At 52.5% G+C, this 16,886-nt stretch carries 16 protein-coding genes and 1 pseudogene; 11 read left to right on the top strand and 6 right to left on the bottom strand.

Annotation, left to right across the window (positions count from 1 at the left end; genetic code table 11):
• Positions 1–164: 164 nt before the first annotated feature.
• Both argJ and mutT read left to right on the top strand, forming a co-directional pair.
• On the top strand, positions 165–1,367 hold the full coding sequence (gene argJ / locus BUC36_RS05195) for a bifunctional glutamate N-acetyltransferase/amino-acid acetyltransferase ArgJ (protein ID WP_073272380.1): 1,203 nt from the start codon (positions 165–167) through the stop codon (positions 1,365–1,367).
• Between the two features lie 10 nt (positions 1,368–1,377).
• On the top strand, positions 1,378–1,779 hold the full coding sequence (mutT, locus tag BUC36_RS05190; RefSeq protein WP_073272378.1) for an 8-oxo-dGTP diphosphatase MutT: 402 nt from the start codon (positions 1,378–1,380) through the stop codon (positions 1,777–1,779).
• Between the two features lie 114 nt (positions 1,780–1,893).
• Here mutT and yacG read toward each other — a convergent pair whose 3' ends face one another.
• Both yacG and coaE read right to left on the bottom strand, forming a co-directional pair.
• The gene (gene yacG / locus BUC36_RS05185) at positions 1,894–2,103 is read right to left on the bottom strand and encodes a DNA gyrase inhibitor YacG (RefSeq protein ID WP_073272376.1); all 210 of its coding nucleotides are present in this window, start codon (positions 2,101–2,103) and stop codon (positions 1,894–1,896) included.
• Between the two features lie 5 nt (positions 2,104–2,108).
• The gene (gene coaE, locus BUC36_RS05180) at positions 2,109–2,711 is read right to left on the bottom strand and encodes a dephospho-CoA kinase (protein WP_073272374.1); all 603 of its coding nucleotides are present in this window, start codon (positions 2,709–2,711) and stop codon (positions 2,109–2,111) included.
• Between the two features lie 477 nt (positions 2,712–3,188).
• On the opposite strand from coaE, the gene BUC36_RS05175 reads away from it, so the two are divergent.
• On the top strand, positions 3,189–3,389 hold the full coding sequence (locus BUC36_RS05175) for a type II toxin-antitoxin system VapB family antitoxin (protein ID WP_073272371.1): 201 nt from the start codon (positions 3,189–3,191) through the stop codon (positions 3,387–3,389).
• Positions 3,386–3,763, top strand: coding sequence for a type II toxin-antitoxin system VapC family toxin (locus tag BUC36_RS05170; RefSeq protein ID WP_073272369.1), 378 nt, complete (start codon positions 3,386–3,388; stop codon positions 3,761–3,763). Before BUC36_RS05175 ends, BUC36_RS05170 begins: the two co-directional genes overlap by 4 nt.
• 72 nt (positions 3,764–3,835) lie before the next feature.
• Here the strand turns inward: BUC36_RS05170 and BUC36_RS05165 are convergent, their stop codons facing one another.
• From BUC36_RS05165 to pilB, 3 genes are all read right to left on the bottom strand, one after another.
• Positions 3,836–4,720: a prepilin peptidase gene (locus BUC36_RS05165; RefSeq protein ID WP_073272367.1), complete on the bottom strand. Its 885-nt coding sequence runs from the start codon at positions 4,718–4,720 to the stop codon at positions 3,836–3,838.
• Positions 4,721–4,725: 5 nt separating this feature from the next.
• Positions 4,726–5,937, bottom strand: a complete 1,212-nt coding sequence (locus BUC36_RS05160) for a type II secretion system F family protein (protein WP_073272365.1) — start codon at positions 5,935–5,937, stop codon at positions 4,726–4,728.
• Positions 5,938–6,067: 130 nt separating this feature from the next.
• Complete coding sequence (gene pilB, locus BUC36_RS05155) at positions 6,068–7,780, bottom strand: type IV-A pilus assembly ATPase PilB (protein WP_073272363.1); 1,713 nt, start codon at positions 7,778–7,780, stop codon at positions 6,068–6,070.
• Between the two features lie 410 nt (positions 7,781–8,190).
• Between pilB and BUC36_RS05150 the strand changes: the two genes are divergently transcribed.
• The 4 genes from BUC36_RS05150 to BUC36_RS05135 all read left to right on the top strand — a co-directional run bounded on the left by BUC36_RS05150 (position 8,191) and on the right by BUC36_RS05135 (position 12,564).
• A complete protein-coding gene (locus tag BUC36_RS05150; protein WP_200797188.1) occupies positions 8,191–8,667 on the top strand; it encodes a pilin in 477 nt (158 codons plus the stop codon).
• 159 nt (positions 8,668–8,826) lie between these two features.
• Positions 8,827–10,059, top strand: a complete 1,233-nt coding sequence (locus tag BUC36_RS05145; RefSeq protein WP_084535625.1) for a glycosyltransferase family 2 protein — start codon at positions 8,827–8,829, stop codon at positions 10,057–10,059.
• A 19-nt stretch (positions 10,060–10,078) separates the two neighbouring features.
• Positions 10,079–11,989 (top strand): hypothetical protein, encoded by a 1,911-nt coding sequence (locus BUC36_RS05140; RefSeq protein WP_073272359.1) that lies wholly within the window; start codon positions 10,079–10,081, stop codon positions 11,987–11,989.
• The gene (locus BUC36_RS05135; protein ID WP_073272357.1) at positions 11,986–12,564 is read left to right on the top strand and encodes a class I SAM-dependent methyltransferase; all 579 of its coding nucleotides are present in this window, start codon (positions 11,986–11,988) and stop codon (positions 12,562–12,564) included. Before BUC36_RS05140 ends, BUC36_RS05135 begins: the two co-directional genes overlap by 4 nt.
• On the opposite strand, the gene BUC36_RS05130 is transcribed toward BUC36_RS05135, so the two are convergent.
• Positions 12,557–12,955, bottom strand: a complete 399-nt coding sequence (locus tag BUC36_RS05130; protein WP_073272354.1) for a GtrA family protein — start codon at positions 12,953–12,955, stop codon at positions 12,557–12,559. The genes BUC36_RS05135 and BUC36_RS05130 overlap by 8 nt on opposite strands.
• Positions 12,956–12,978: 23 nt before the next feature.
• Here BUC36_RS05130 and BUC36_RS05125 point away from each other — a divergent pair, with 23 nt between their 5' ends.
• The 3 genes and pseudogenes from BUC36_RS05125 (at position 12,979) to BUC36_RS05115 (ending at position 16,390) form a co-directional block, all read left to right on the top strand.
• Positions 12,979–13,674 (top strand): class I SAM-dependent methyltransferase, encoded by a 696-nt coding sequence (locus BUC36_RS05125; RefSeq protein WP_159435987.1) that lies wholly within the window; start codon positions 12,979–12,981, stop codon positions 13,672–13,674.
• Positions 13,674–14,822 carry a glycosyltransferase family 4 protein gene (locus BUC36_RS05120; protein ID WP_073272349.1) on the top strand — a complete coding sequence of 383 codons (1,149 nt, stop codon included), beginning with the start codon at positions 13,674–13,676 and terminating at the stop codon, positions 14,820–14,822. The genes BUC36_RS05125 and BUC36_RS05120 overlap by 1 nt, the downstream gene beginning before the upstream one ends.
• Before the next feature lie 342 nt (positions 14,823–15,164).
• Positions 15,165–16,390 (top strand): annotated as a pseudogene (locus tag BUC36_RS05115) (IS256 family transposase).
• The last annotated feature ends 496 nt before the right edge of the window (positions 16,391–16,886 follow it).

Raw genomic sequence — 16,886 nt, 5'->3', positions numbered from 1 at the left:
ATGCAGGGTGCAGAATTATCTGCGGTTCTGCACTCTAATTCCGCAGAATTGATGGCGATCTGCTTGTCAGGGCCGGTGCCCGCTTCGATAATGTCGCCTTTTCCGCGAGTGCCGCCACGACCGGCGGACCGCACAGCCGGGGGCGGCCTGTTGCCGTTACAGTTATGCCAGAATCATCACTGCCTCAAATTCCGGGCGTTCGTCTTGCCAGCGTTGCCGCCAAAATCAAGAACTGGCAGCGCGACGACCTGCTGTTGATTGACATCAGCGAAGGCGCGGCGGTCTCCGCAACCTTCACCCAGAACGCCTTCTGTGCCGCACCGGTTACCGTGGCGAAAGAGCATATCCGCAACGGCAATATTCGCGCGCTGCTGATCAACGCCGGCAATGCCAATGCCGCTACCGGTGAGCGCGGTATCGATAATGCGCGCAGCTGCTGCGCCGCGGTCGCGGATGCTTTGAAAATCGGCGCGGAACAGGTATTGCCGTTCAGCACCGGCGTTATTGGCGAACACCTGCCGTTGCAGAAACTGCTCGATGCGATTCCCGTGGCTGCGGACCAGCTCAGTATCGATGGTTGGGATAATGCCGCGCGCGCAATCATGACCACGGACACCCGCCCCAAGACCACCAGCCGCAGTGTGGAGATCGCCGGCGAGCAGATCACCATTGTCGGAATTGCCAAGGGTGCCGGCATGATCCAGCCCAATATGGCCACCATGCTGGCTTACGTTGCAACAGATGCGGCCATCGCCCAGCCGTTGCTGGATGAGCTGGTCAGGGATGCGGTCAGTTCTTCCTTCAACCGCATCAGTATCGATGGCGACACCTCCACGAACGATGCCTGCGTGCTGATTGCCAGCGGTGCTACCGGCCCGCAGATTGCCGATAAACACAGTGCGGAATACGAGCGACTAAAAGCGGCAATCGTCGAGGTGCATATCGAGCTGGCCCAGGCGATTGTCAAAGACGGTGAGGGCGCGACCAAATTTGTCACCGTGCAGGTGCAAGGTGCCGCGAACAGTGAAGAAGCGCTGCAAGTCGCGTTCGAGGTCGGCGAATCCCCGCTGGTTAAAACCGCGCTCTACGCGTCGGATCCCAACTGGGGTCGCCTGGTGATGGCCATCGGCAATGCCGGTGTCGAAGGGCTGGATACCGCGAAAGTGGATGTTTACCTCGACCGGGTACAGGTCGTGGAAGCCGGCGGCCGTGCCGCCGGCTACACCGAAGAGGCCGGCCAGGCGGTCTTCTCCAAGCCGGAATTCACCATTACCGTCGATCTGGGCCGCGGCGACTGCAGCGAACATATCTGGACCTGCGACTTCTCCCACGACTACGTGACCATTAATGCGGAGTACCGGACCTAAGGCGCAGGTTATGAGCAAGCTAGTACATGTGGCCGTGGGCGTCGTGCTGCGCAGCGACGGCAAGGTATTGATCGCCCGCCGCCCGGACCACCTGCATATGGGCGGCCGCTGGGAGTTCCCCGGCGGCAAGGTCGAAGCCGGGGAGACGGTGCAGCAGGCACTGACCCGTGAGCTGCATGAAGAAGTGGCCATCGAGGTGAAAGGCCTGCGCCCGCTGACGGAAATCCGCCACGAGTACCCGGAGAAGACGGTGCTGCTGGATACCTGGTGGGTGACGGAGTTCGAAGGCGAGGCACACGGCCGTGAAGGGCAGGAAATCGCCTGGGTCGACTTGTCGGCGCTGGGGGAGTACCAGTTTCCAGATGCCAACCAGGCGATCATTGAAGCAATTCAGGCTGACTGGCCCGCGTAGAGGCGCCGGGACCGCCGAGCCCTGGCTCGGCAAGCGGGCTGAAGGCCCGCCGTAGGAGCCTGCTTGCAGGCGAACACCCAGAGTCCCTATTGGGTATATGGAGAGGGTGGAACCTCAATGCCGAGTCTTGGACTCATCCAGCTCTTCACTCAACACATCATCGTAAACCGGCTCCCCCGGAATCTTGTGCCCCTCACTGGCCCACTCACCCAGGTCGATCAACTTACAGCGCTCGCTGCAAAACGGCCGGAAGGGGAACTTCTCGTTCCACTCAATGGGCTTCTTACAGGTGGGGCAGTTGAGGGTAGGTGACTCTTTAGACATGTACTTCAGTAATTCTCTTCTACTAATTGCAGGTACAGCTGATGCAGCGCTTCTACCTGCGCTTCCAGGCTCGCCAGATCGCCGGAATTGTCCAGCACATCGTCGGCCTTTTCCAGGCGCTGCTGGCGCGGCAGTTGCGCGGCCATGATCTTGCGAATCTGCTCCGCATCGCTTCGGTCACGCGCCCCGGCGCGCGCCACTTGCTGCTCTTCGGGCAAGTCTACCACGCAGATCCTGTCCACCAGTTTATACTGCCCCGATTCGATTAACAGCGGTGACTCCAGGATCGCGTAGGCACTCTGGCTGGCCGCCAGTGCCCGCAGTATCTCCTCGCGAATCAAAGGGTGTAGCAGCCCCTCGAGCCAGCTTCGCTCGTTCGCATTGTCGAACACCAGCCCGCGCAATTTGGCCCGGTCCAGCTCGCCATTCTCCAGCAGCACATCGGCACCGAAGTGCTCGGCAATCTTAGCCAGCGCCGGCTGCCCCGGCTGCACCACCACCCGCGCCGCCCAGTCCGCGTCGACGACGTTGATACCCAGCGCGCGGAAGCAACTCGCCGCTGCGGATTTACCGCTGCCGATACCGCCAGTCAGGCCAATAGTAAGCACAGAGTCAGCCCTGAATCCGTAAAAAGAGGGTCCATTGTAGCGGTGGCCTGTTAACGCGGCCATAAACAAAGGGCGAACCATTTGGTTCGCCCTTCGACACCGTCTCGTCATTCCGGCGCAGGCCGGACACGTAGGCATGGATGCCGAAGTGAGCAGGCGCATCACCTAATCCAGTCCCCCTGAGGGAGCCTGCCCTGCAGGCGATTAACATAGCCCGCCTGCATTGGGCTCTAGTGCCCCAACCCGGAATAATCCAGATACCACCCCACTGTCCGCTCCCCCCACAGCATCGCAATCCACCGGGCCCCGGCCACATAGAGCTCAAAGGCAATCGGCAGACTCCGGTCCCGCCCCGAAATCACGCTTCAATGCTCTGCAATACCCGCTACCCATCACCGTTCAGATATAGGTTCCAAGAGTCGTGATGACTAAAATGATGTATTCTTACATCAAATTAGACGCGGGAGAGCCATTGCCATGAGAACCACAGTCACTATCGACGATGCCCTGTACCAGAAGGCGCTGGAGATGGCCGACCAAGACATGGACAAGTCGGAACTGTTCAGAGAAGCCATCAAGACCTTCGTGAGGGTGCAGGCGGCTAAACGCCTGGCGGCTCTGGGTGGTGCCGCGCCAGAAATGAAAGACGTGCCTCGCCGGCGAGGCACGGCGGCGTGAGCGTACTCGTTGATACGTCGGTGTGGGTGAATCACTTTAGACGCCGCGACAATACCCTGGTAACGCTACTCGAGAGTGACTGGGCACTTACGCACCCGATGGTCCTGGTCGAACTCGCCTGTGGCACGCCGCCAGAGCCGCGCCAGCAAACGCTCGGCTACATAGGGCTTTTGCAAGCAGCTAATCAGGTAAGTCTGGCTGAGTTGACCGAATTCGTAGAGCGCGAAAAGCTGTACGGGCAGGGCTGCGGTCTGGTGGACATGGCGCTGCTCGCATCCACCCTGATCACCCCGGGCGCCAAGCTATGGACGCTGGACAAGCGTCTTGCCGACCTGGCGGAGCGGTTTGCCGTAGCATACATTCCGCATCATTGACCTTTTCCCCGGAACCGCGCAGTTCGGGAGCGCCCGCCGCCAGCTCGGCAAGCGGGCCATAAGGCCCGCTATTTATCCATTCAAGCCGGAGTAACTGAGATACCACCCCACAATCCGATCCCCCCAGAGCATCGCAATCCACCCCGCTCCAGCCAGGTAGGGCCCGAAGGCAATAGGCAGGTTCCTATCCCGCCCGGCAATCACGCTCCAGGTCAGGCCGGCGACGGCACCGACTGCGGCCGAGAGCAGAATCACCAGCGGCAACATCTGCCATCCAAACCAGGCGCCGATAGCAGCCAGAATCTTGAAATCCCCGGCCCCCATTCCCTCCTTGCCGGTCACCAGCTTGAAGATATGGAATACCGACCAGAGGGCCAGGTAACCGGCGATGGCCCCGATTACCGCACCCTGCAACGGTACAAAAACACCCCACAGGTTGATCAGCAGTCCCGCCCACAGCAGTGGCAGGGTGATGCTGTCCGGCAGTAGCTGCTTGTCGAAGTCGATACCAGTCAGGGCCACCAGCGCCCAGGTAAATACACAGCCCGCCAGCGCCTGCCAGGTAAAGCCCAGTTGCCATACGACGATGGCGGTCAACAGGCCGGTAGCCAGCTCCACCAACGGATAGCGCTTGGATATAGCCGTCCCGCAAAAAGCGCATTTGCCGCGCAACAGTAGATAGCTGACTACTGGGATGTTTTGCCAGGGTTTGATCTCGGCGTCACATTTGGGGCAGTGGGAGTGGGGCAGTATCAGGTTGAAAGACTCTTCCAGTTCTATCTGCTCGGCAGGGGCAGGCTTTGTCTCAAAGTAACTGTAAAAATCGCGCTTGTATTCCCGCTCCATCATGATGGGCAGTCGATAGACAACGACATTCAGGAAGCTGCCGAGCAGAAGCCCCAAAACAAAAGCGCTGCTTAATAGCAGCGCTTGGTGCGAAATCAGAAAATCTAGCATTAATTTTATACCACATTACCCAGCTGGAAGATCGGCAGGTACATCGCGATCATCAAACCGCCAACCAAAACACCCAACACCGCCATGATCATGGGCTCCAGCAGGGTCGTCAGGTTGTCCACCATATTGTCAACCGCTTCCTCATAAAAATCAGCAGCTTTAGCGAGCATCTCATCCAGTGCACCGGACTCTTCACCGATAGCGGCCATCTGCACCAGCATGGTTGGGTACAGACCTGAATGGCGCATGGCGCCATTTAAGGGAATACCAGTTGCCACAGAATCACGTATCTTGAGTGTGGCTTCTTCGTATACCGAGTTGCCAGTTGCGCCGGCAACAGATTTGAGTGCATCGATCAGCGGAACACCGGCTGCAAAGGTTGTCGATAGTGTCCGGGCGAAACGCGCCGCAATAGAGTTGTAGGTAATCTGCCCAAAAATTGGCAAGCGTAAAATGAGGCGGTCAAAGTATTCCGCTACCTTTTTATTGCGTTTTTTAACTTCGAGAATGCCACCGATGCCCCCCACAACTGCAATCAGGGCGATAAACCAATTGGCCTGCATCCATTCGGACATACTGACTACGAGCCGAGTGAATGCCGGCAGCTCCGCGCCAAAACTCGAAAATGTCTCAGCAAATTGAGGAACAACTTTTATCAAAAGAATAGATGTAACAATAATTGCAACAACGACAACCGCAATCGGGTATGTCATAGCCTTCTTTATTTTCGCTTTAAGGGTTTCAGTCTTTTCCTTATATGTAGCAATCCGGTCAAGCATGGTTTCCAATGCACCAGACTGCTCACCGGACGCAACCAGGTTGCAGAATAGATCATCGAAGTAGAGCGGATGTTTACGCAAAGCCTCGGCAAAGGCGGTACCAGAAGCGACATCGTCTCGAACCTTGAAAATCAGCTCTTTCAGCCCCTGGTTGTCGAGACCATCCGCAACAATGTCAAAACTCTGTACCAATGGCACACCGGCCTTCATCATAGTTGCCATCTGGCGAGTGAATATTGCGATATCGCCGGGCTTGATCTTTTTCTTGCCGCCGAATAAAGGCTTTGGTTTTTTTTGTACTTTATTGGCAATGATGCCCTGGCGGCGTAATTGCGCCTTCACCAGCGCTGGGCTGGCAGCGCTGATCTCTCCTTCGACCTTATTGCCTTTATTGTCTACGCCCTTAAAGGTGTAAGCGACTGCAGTGGCGTTGGCCATGGCTATCTTCCCATTTCCTAACTGGCACAGATACTATCGTGCCTATTTCTATTTTTGTTTCGTCATTCCGGCGTAAGCCAGAATCCAGCAATTCGTCATTCCGGCGAAGGTCGGAATCCAGTATTTCGGTCTAGTCTTTGGTAACCCGGTTCGCTTCTTCCAGGCTGGTAACACCCATTACTACCTTGCGCAACGCGGAGGTACGCAGATTACTGAAGCCCTCCTTGCGAGCCTGGTCGGCAATCTGAATAGAATTCCCGCCTTCCATTATAATTCTGGAGATACCATCGGTGATGCGAACCACTTCATACACACCTACGCGGCCCTTGTATCCTTTGGAACAGTGTTCGCATCCAACGGGCTGGTAGAGTTTCCATTCGCTTTTGGGGATAGTTACCGAGCCAAACCCTTCTTCTTTAAGTACCTCGTCCGGCAGAGTTACAGATGTTTTGCATTCGTTGCACAGGCGCCTGGCAAGGCGCTGGGCAATGATCACGCTGACCGAAGTGGCAATATTGAACGTGGGAACACCCATATTCATTAAGCGGGTCAGGGTTTCCGGTGCCGAGTTGGTATGCAAAGTAGACAGCACCAAGTGACCGGTTTGGGCCGCCTTGATGGCGATTTCTGCGGTCTCCAAATCGCGAATTTCCCCTACCATCACAATATCCGGGTCCTGGCGCAGGAAAGAGCGCAGCGCTTCGGCAAAATTCAGCCCCACTTTAGGCAAGACGTTCACCTGGTTGATCCCCTCCAGGTTGATCTCCACAGGGTCTTCTGCGGTAGAGATATTGCGTTCCGGGGTGTTGAGGATATTGAGCCCGGTATATAGGGAAACGGTCTTGCCCGAGCCTGTCGGGCCGGTAACCAGGATCATACCCTGGGGCTGGGCGAGGGCATCGAGGTAGATCTTCTTCTGATCTTCTTCGTAGCCCAGTGCATCGATGCCGAGCTTGGCTGAGGAGGGATCTAAGATCCGCAGCACAATCTTTTCTCCCCACAAGGTAGGCAGGCTGTTGACCCGGAAGTCGATTGCCTTGTTCTTCGACAGCTTCATCTTGATGCGGCCATCTTGGGGGATACGCCGCTCAGAGATATCCATCTTGGACATCACCTTCAGGCGCGCTGATATTCGGGGGGCCAGTTGAATTGGAGGCTTGGCAACTTCGTGCAGTACACCGTCTGTGCGCAGCCGCACGCGGTAGGTCTTTTCATAGGGTTCAAAGTGAATATCCGAAGCACCGGTACGGATTGCATCAAGAAGTACTTTGTTTACAAAACGAACAACCGGGGCCTCGTCGCCGCCCAGATCATTATCATCCGGGCGCTCCGCTTGCCCCCCTTCGACATCGAGTGCGTCAAGCTCTTCGTCATCCATCCCCTCAAGGCCGGCCCCTATATCCGAGTTGTCGGAGAGATAGCTGTCGATCGCCTTGGCCAGTTTGTCCGCCTCGACCAGCACCGCATCGGTATTCAGGCCGGTATTGAAGTTGATTTCGTCCAGGCCTGCCAGGTTAGTAGGGTCTGCGACAGCGACGAACAACCGGTTGCCGCGCTTGTACAGGGGCAGGGCAAAGTGTTTGCTGATTAACTTTTCATCAACAATATCCTTTGGGATAAGGTCGAAGTTATAGCTGCTCAGGTCGAATAGGGGAGACCCGAAAGCATAAGAAGCGACTCTTGCCAGTTCGCGGCTCGATACCAGCTTGGCCTCTACAGCGTGCTGGGCAAATGTCTGATTCTCGCGGCGCGCCGCTTTGGCAGCGGAGGCTGCCGTGGGTTCGTCGAGAATCTGGTCGGCAACCAAGCGTTTGGCCAGGCCGCTCAGGGAGGTAGTGCTCATGGATAAGACCGCCGCATGAAAGCTACTGCTTATTATTTGTGCTGCTCGGGGGCCGCTGCTTGTTTTTTGACCTGAAGGGCCGTAAGCAAGAAATGGCTGCCAAGCTTCCAAATATAGCGAATTAAACCCCCGCCGCCAAACCTCCTAATGGCTTGCTGAGCGATGCGCGGCCTCTACGAGAAATGTTTTCCATTGTCTAAATCTGACATTATTTGTCAGCTATGAATTCGATACGTCACTAAACAGGTGCCGTGAACAGATAATATCCAGCTTTGGCGTGACTATTGTCCCAAATGTGGTGTTTACGGGGCGTGTCGCGCTTGCCACAGTTGGCACAAAGCTTGTATCTTGTTCCGCGACTTCCTCACGGGATTCATCTAAAACCACAAGTCTGTATGGAGACGGTTACAATGAAAAAGCAACAGGGTTTTACTCTTATTGAATTGATGATCGTGGTAGCGATCATCGGTATTCTGGCTGCGGTTGCGCTGCCGGCTTACCAGGACTACACCGTGCGCGCCAAGATGTCAGAAGTAGTGCTGGCTGCATCTCAGTGTCGTACCAGTATTACTGAAACTATTCAATCTACTACAGGTACTTCACTTCCGGCCGGCGGTGCTTGGGGTTGCGAAAGCAGCACGGCAACAACTAAATATGTTGCATCCATCGCGACTGACGGTAATGGTGTTGTGACCGTTACCACCTCAACTGCTGCGGACCTGCCGTCTGCCGTTCAGAGCAAAACCGTGCGTCTGGTTCCTTACTTGGATGCCACCACCGCAATTGGTTCTTCTAATGTGGGTGTTGTTGTTCACCACTGGAGATGTGGTCCTGGTGCTACAAGCGGCATCGATCCCAAATACCTGCCGGGGTCTTGCCGTAGCTAATTAGGTTAGTGCTAGACCTAAGATTTGGTTGTGTCATAAAAGCCCCGTTTGCACGGGGCTTTTTGTTTTTATGTTTCCTTTTTTAGATTTCCCGACGTGTCTAACTCGGCTATGTTTTGCCGGGACGATGATTTTTGATTGAGGTGCTTGAGGCTCAATATGGCTGCACTGTGTGAATCTCATTTGGTTGCGACTGATACGGTTACTGCGAATACACCGGAACGTGTAGAAGTTACCATACTGATGCCGTGCCTCAATGAGGAAAAAACACTTTCAGAGTGTATTTTGGCTGCATATTCCTCACTTCAGCGACTATCTGTTGTGGGAGAGGTTTTAATTGCCGATAACGGTTCGACAGATGGGTCGGTTGAAATCGCGCACAGTAATGGTGCCCGGGTTGTTGGCGTAAAGAAGCGTGGTTACGGGGCGGCCCTCATTAAGGGTATTGAATCTGCACGTGGCAAGTATGTAATTATGGGGGATGCCGACTGTAGTTATGATTTCAGTGCAATTGACGAATTTCTCGGCAAACTGCGAGAAGGTGCTGACTTGGTTTGCGGCAACCGATTCAAAGGTGGAATAGAATCTGGGGCCATGCCGGTACTCCATAAATATCTGGGAAATCCAGTCCTAAGTTTTCTCGGCCGTCTTTTCTATCGAATTGAAATAGGCGATTTTCACTGTGGCATTCGTGGGGTTAACAAAGAATCTATTTTAAAGCTCGGTCTGTCCTGTCCAGGCATGGAATTCGCGAGCGAAATGATTGTAAAGGCTGCCAAGCACAAATTGGATATTTGCGAGGTGCCCACCACCTTGCGGGTGGATAAAAGAGACCGGAGCCCCCACCTGAGAACCTGGCGTGATGGTTGGCGACACCTGAAGTTTCTTTTAATGCTTGCTCCGAAAGTCGCTTTTCTGGGGCCTAGTGCCATATCTATATTGCTGGGCCTGGTAATTACACTAAATGTGTTATTTGGTACGGGTATATTCTTCTCCAGTAGCGGGCTGGTGCCCGGTGTGCACTCGCTGTTATATGCGTCGGCGATGATTGTAGTGGGAATTGAATTATTGTTTATGTATTTTTTATTTTCGACTCTCTCTGAGGCTTCTGGCTTGTTGAGTGTGGACTCAAAATGGAGGCGCTTGCGGCTTGTCGATCGTTTGGATTGGGTGATCGGCCTAGGCACGGTGATCACCTCGATAGGTGTTGGGCTCGCAATTAAGCCACTTGGATTTTGGGCTAGTGTCGATTTCGGTGCCCTTGATCCATCCGATATCATGAGGCAGGCCATTCCGGCAGTAACGATGGTTGTCGTCGGAGTATTAGTCGTGGCGAATTCTATCTTGCTTTCAGCGGTTGATTACTTGATACAAGATAGGCGTGTGTTGTGACAGTATTAGAGAATAGTTGATGTATTTTTTTGAAGCGGGGAGAAGCTTGGCCTTCCCAAGTGGAAAGCAAAACCTGTTTTGGCTACTTTTGATACCACTTGCAGCAGTGTTATTTATTCTATGTTTTGGTGAGCCAAAAAGCTGGGACGCGGCGCATTACCATGGTTATTTGGGATGGGCGTTCTGGGGGGAGCGTCTAGATAAGGATTTGATGGCCGCGGGCTTTCAGGGGTACCAGACTCCTTATCTATACCTGCCATTTTTTCTGTTGCTAAAACTGGGCGTGTCGCCTAAAGCTACTGTAATTATCCTGGCGGTTATTCACTCTGCAAATATCGTTTTCGTCTATCTGATTGCGAGACGCATTTTTGCACCTGGGAGTTTGTTGCTGCCGGTCTCCAGTCTTTTTCTGGCACTCGCTACGCCAGTTTTTCTGGCGGGCCTCGGGTCAAGCTTGGGAGATGCCATCGCGACAGTTCCTCTTCTTGTATCGGTTTATTTATTGCTCGAGCGAGGAAAGGGTGGCGTTTGGTTTCCTGGTGTTCTCGCGGGTGTGGCGGTCGCACTTAAGTTCACTGTTGCTCCTTTTGTCGTTCTGATAACGATACTCTTGGTCCAGCCCGGTCGTGGATTTTCAGCATGGCTTAGGGATAATTTCGTTTTCGGCTTCTGCGCCTTAATTTCGTTCGTGGTGCTGTACTTCCCGTGGGGATTGCGCCTGTATGAGGAGTTTGGGAACCCATTCTTCCCACTTTTCAATAATATTTTTCAGTCACCTTACTTCCCTGCAGTGGGTGTCTATCACAGTCGTTTTCAGCCTGATTCGATTTTAGATCATGTATTGTTTCCGGTGTTTGTAGCACTGCCCAGCTTTTTTGCATACTTTGAGCTAATTGCACCAGATGTCCGTTACTTCATTTTCCTGGTGTTTTTCTTTACTGCTATTTTGCTATTGACTGTTCGCTCCAGACCCAATCGTCTAGTGAGTAAGAATTCGCTGTTCCTGATTTATGTTCTGGCGTGTCTTCTGGTTTGGCAGATTACAACCGGCAATGGACGTTATGGTCTATTTCCACTTCTGATGCTGGGGGTGGGGTTGCCATTGGTAGTCTCGATGGTAATGCCGCGTTACTGGCAGCCCGTTCTCCTGTTGACATTGGTTGCCCAGGCTTTTTCTTTGTTTATGTCAGGTATACCGAGGTGGGGAGAGGCGCCCTGGTCAAATTCATGGTTTTCAGTGTCTTCAAAGAGTGAGTATTTCCAGAAAGGAGTTTATCTCTTCGCCTCAAACCTCACTTTTGCTTCTTATTATCAGAATTTTCCCAAAGGTTCGGTGTTTATTGGGATTGGTGGCGATTATTTGGCTCCGCTAAATGGGGCTCTTGACCTTAAATTGGAGCAGCGAATTGCAGAGTTTAGGGATCTGGGCGTTTATGCAGTTGTCATGGATGATCTGCGGTCGAATTCGAGTGTCCACGAGATTGGGGCAGAAGATATCTATAGGCTGTATGGAAAATTCCGGATGTATGGCTTCGTTCCTGCGGTTGATCAGTGTTTTGATGTTGTGCTCGACTCGGCGACTGCTGCAACCACACTTTTTACCTGTCGAATGCGTTATGACGAGTCTGTAAAGTCAGGCTATCGCCAGGAACTCGCCAAGGCTGAGAGGTTTTTTAGTGCAGTCGAGGCACACTGTCCGAGCGAGTTGTCACCCGTTGGAAGTGCTTCGGAAAATGGTGATGCTTGGTCAAAACTTTATATGTTTAATGACGTTCGTCTGAAGTTGGATCGTTCCGGGGCGATCTGGGTGAGCCGCTGGCCGAGCTTGCGAAGCACTAAATTTGCACAGTTTCGGGCGGCGGAAGCGGAGGCTGATTTGGCCCCTGATTTATTGGTTGGTGACTGCTCGATGTTGTTGGAAAAAAAATGAATTCGTACAGGCAAAATATCTGGGCTGACATGGAAATGATTCTCTCACGCCTCGGGCCACTGAGTAAGGCGCTGGACTTTGGTTGTGGGGATGGGTGGTTCTCGAAGCGAGTGACGGAGGCTGGATTTGCAGGGGAACTCGTTTCCCTCGATGTAAAGCGGAGGCACACGCAGTACGTGGAGCCCCTTATCTACGATGGAGGGCGTGGACTGCCGTTTTCGGATCGCTCGTTTGACCTCGTCTTTTCGGTGGATGTTCTCCATCATTGTGATAGCCCTCTCGACTATCTTGCCGAGCTGTCGCGGGTTAGCAGCAGGTATCTACTGATCAAGGACCATACTTATTCCGGACTCTTCGGAAAAATGGCCCTTGCGGTGATGGATGAAATTGGTAACCGGAGATTTGGAATTCCTTCTAATTACGCATATCAGAGAGGTTGGGAGTGGGAAGAGTTCCTTCAGCAGCGGGGGTGGTCTGTTGCAAATAAAAAGTTTCCTGAACGTTGCCATATTGGGGTTTTGGGCACGCTGACAAATCAACTGCAATATATATCTCTATATGAGCGCGTCAGCTAGGCTTAGTTTTGAAGCTCCATTGTCTATGTGCATAAAAGTTGATGGTGGTCATGCCGGCGGCAATGACCGTGCTGGCAACTATATAATGTAAACCCACAGTGGATACCAGCAGGTACATTGTGCATAGGCTGGTGATCATGCTTGTAAGGTTGACCAGGATATATCTTGTAAATTCCGGGAGTGCGTCAGCATCTTTAGTTTTGAACGTTTGATGTCTGTTTAAAGCCCAGCCGATAAAGTTGACGGTTGCAATTGAGAATAGCATCGACACCAAATAGTGAAGGCCGAGTAGGTCGGTTCCTATGTAAAGAACGAGAATATTGGTGATAAAGCAGGTTCCGCCGACTATTAGAAATTTTAGGAACTGCTTGCTGATGAATACTGTTTGCATTGTATTGTGTTGAGGGTTTTATCGTGGGAGAACGACTAAATGCTCCATTATGGAAGCAGGATGCCTTTACGTTGCGTAGGTTGCAAGTTGCAATTGAGCGAATATTAAATGATTTGGATGAAGATGGCACTCTTCCGGGTGTTGTTGTCGATATGGGAGCTGGTGGCGCCCCTTATTGTCGGCTATTCCAGGCGCGCGGAGCAACATACGTTTCTTGTGATATCTGTAATGGGCCGGGTATTGACGTGGTCCTGGAAAATGGTCGCGCTGTAGAGTTAGGTAATGGTTTCGCCGATTGTGTGGTTTCGTTCCAGGTTCTTGAGCATGTTTGGGATATCGATGCTTATCTTTTGGAATGTCGTAGACTTTTGAGTGCTGACGGCAAACTGTTACTTTCCACTCATGGTACTTGGTTATACCATCCTCACCCCACAGACTTTCGCCGCTGGACGCGAGATGGTCTGCTAAAAGAAATTGAATCGAGAGGGTATATAATTGATTCGATCATTCCTGTGGTCGGCCCGCTTGCCTGGACGAGTCAGTTTAGGTGTCTCGCATATTCGCACCTATTTCAAAAGTTTGGTGTTTTAGGCCGTTTTTTTGCGCGTGTGTCCAACGCTCTGTTTTACTTACGGATGGTGGCAGAAGACTTTGTAACACCTCCGGCGCTTAAGGATTCTAATGCAGCAATATATGTCGTAGTGGCGAGTAAGGCGTAATGAGCGAAGATAAATTGCTCGGCATTTCTGTACTGCAGGTCAGTGCTTACTTTCCGCGACATGGTGGTGGTATAGAGGTCGTCGCAGGCGAAATAGCGAAGCGTTGTGGCAGGGTAATAGAAAATTTTGCATGGATTGCGGGAGGGTGCGAAGATGAAATCCCGGATGTTGACGCCTTCACCGGGGTTCGCTTGGTTCCTGTTCGTTCGATCGGGATATTCGAACGATTGCTTAGATTGCCTGTTCCAATCTGGGGTGTGCGAGGGGTGCTTACGCTTTGGGCTGAGGTAAAAAGGGCAGATGTTGTTCATGTTCATGATTTTCTGTACCTGCCCTCTTTGCTCAGTATTTTCTTCGCGAGAATTCTCCACAAGCCTGTATTACTTACTCAGCATATTGGTGATATTCCATATAATTCACGAGTTAGCCGGTTTTGCATATGGTTACTAAACCGCCTGCTCGGACGCCTTGTTATGCAGTCTGTGAGTCAGGTTTCGTTCATTTCGGCTCACGTTCGCGAGTTATTTTCCGGATTCGTTAAGTTCGATAATCCTCCTGCGCTTATTACTAATGGCGTAGACCACAGAGTGTACCGACCCGGTCCGCAGACGAATGTGGATGGATTTTGCAAGATTCTTTTCGTTGGGCGCTTTGTTGAAAAAAAAGGCGTTGAGCTGCTACGTAATAGCCTTAGTTTACCCGGCACCAAGTGGAGATTTGTTGGGCATGGACCGCTTTCACCGGTGTTTTGGCCTGAGTGTGAGGGGAAAGACGTTGAGGTTTTTGATAATGTGCGCGGAAAAGATGTAGTGGATTTTTACCACTGGGCAGATCTTTTAGTGTTGCCTAGCGTAGGTGAGGGGTTCCCTTTGGTCGTTCAGGAGGCGCTAGCGTGTGGTGTGCCTGTACTTGTATCTAGGGATGTCTATGACACTTTTCCTGAGGTCGACATTCGTTGTGTATTCTCCGTCAATATCTCTGCTTCTGGTAAGACCGATACGCTGAGGGAGAGGATTTTGAGCTTGATTGAGTTAAATAAGCTAAGGGTTACTGCTTCTCGAGGTGCAGTTGCTCTTTCTCAACGCTGGAGCTGGGATAATTCTGCGCGATCATATATTGAATGTTATCGCAAGTTGGTCGATATCTAATTCCTTCGAAATTCACTGTATCTATTCGCTCCTAAGAGGCTTGATTTCTCCTGTGTTCAAGGAGATTTGTCTTGATGATGAGAGTTAGTATTGTTAATTCTACTGTTGATAGGTGGATGGCAACAGCTTGGATTGGAGGTCCCTATCTAGTGGTCAACTACTTCCGGACAGTAAATTAAGCTTTACTTCCACTTTCCAGGCGGTATTCCGTTGTTGTGCTGATGGGGCGCTGCCAGTTGTAGTAGGTCACCAGGCAGTAGCTGATCTCTCGAGACTGTAATTTAAATTGTGTAACTGCTCATGCCCCCGTACTCTGCACCGGAGGATACAATGAGCAGAACAATGGACAATAAAGACCTCGAACAGCAACTCAAAGCCCACGTCACAGAGCTCGCAAAGGGCGTTAAATCTTAAGCCGACCTCAATAGCCTTACCCAGAAGCTAGTCAAGATGACGGTGGAAGCAGCCCTGGGGGCTGAACTGGACGAGCATCTCGGCTACGCCAAGCATGACGCCAATGGGCGAGGCTCTGGCAACAGCCGCAATGGCACAAGCTCCAAGCGCCTCAAGGGCCAGCACGGAGAAGTCGAGATCAGCGTACCCCGAGATCGGGCAGGCTCTTTTGCCCCTCAGTTTGTGCGCAAGGGTCAAACCCGTCTTACACAGATGGATGATCAGATTCTGGCCTTGTACGCGAAGGGTATGAGTACCCGAGACATCGTCGACGCCTTCAAAGAGATGTACGGTGCCGATGTTTCTGCAACGCTGGTATCCAAGGTCACTGAGCAAGTCCTAGAGGCCGTCACAGAGTGGCAGAATCGCCCACTGGATCGGGTCTACCCCATTGTCTATCTCGACTGTATTGTCCTGAAGATCCGCCAGAACAAGCGGGTGATAAACAAGTCCATGTACGTCGCTCTCGGCGTCAACATGGAAGGCCAAAAGGAACTACTGGGTTTGTGGCTCGCCGAAACCGAGGGGCTAAGTTCTGGCTGTCCGTGCTCACCGAGCTGAAGAACCGTGGTTTGGAAGACATCCTGATCGCCTGTGTCGACGGCCTGAAAGGCTTCCCCGAAGCCATCGCGGCTGAATACCCCGAGACCAAGGTTCAGCTGTGTATCGTGCATATGGTGCGTAGCTCGCTGAAATACGTCTCCTGGAAGGACTACAAGGCGGTTACAGCAGACCTGAAGGAGATATATACCGCGGCCACTGAATCGACAGCACAGGCCGAGCGAGAGCGCTTTGCAGAGAAGTGGGATGACACCTATCCACAGATCAGCAAATCCTGGGCCGCGCACTGGCCAAACCTAATCACGCTGTTCGAGTATCCACCTGAGATCCGCAAAGTGATCTATACAACGAACGCGATTGAGTCCCTCAACAGCGTCATCCGCAAGGCAACCAAGCAGCGTAAAGTGTTTCCCACAGATGACTCTGCAATGAAGGTGGTGTATCTGGCTATGCAGGCTGCCTCAAAGAAATGGACAATGCCGATCCGCAACTGGAAGCCGGCATTGAAGCGCTTTATGATCGAGTTCGGCGAGCGACTTGCCGACTACCAGTAAACAACTGGCAGGGGCGGTTACACAGAATTATTTACACTCTCGATCTCTCGGCTAGCCTCTGCGATGGAGCCGTAGCTTAGAGTCGGCACCCATTCGCTTTTCAGACTGCGGACTATCCTTTTCATCGCTGCATTGTTCCAGCAATTCCCTCGGCTAGTCATATTCTGAGTCATACAATAATGCCACAGCCGCTGACAGATTAAACGACTGCCGCATTGGCTGCTTTGGTCCGAGTGGAAAATGACGTCCGTCGGACGGCCCAGTTGCTCCCAAGCCATTTCCAATGCCTTCACGGTTAACGCGGCATCCGGCTATACCGAGATAGTCCAGCTAACGATCCGGCAAGCAAATGGGTCTATGACTGTGGTGAGGTGGAACCAGCGCGAGCCGACCCAGATATAGGTGATATCCCCGCACCAAACCTAAATGGGCTTTTGGACATCGAATTGTCGGATCAGCTGATTCGGTATATCTACCCCTCAACTGTTGCCGGTTT

The sequence above is a fragment of the Microbulbifer donghaiensis genome, from assembly GCF_900129095.1.
GTDB lineage: Bacteria > Pseudomonadota > Gammaproteobacteria > Pseudomonadales > Cellvibrionaceae > Microbulbifer > Microbulbifer donghaiensis.
The sequence above is the reverse complement of the archived record's forward strand: the minus strand, read 5'-3'. Positions and strand labels throughout refer to the sequence as shown.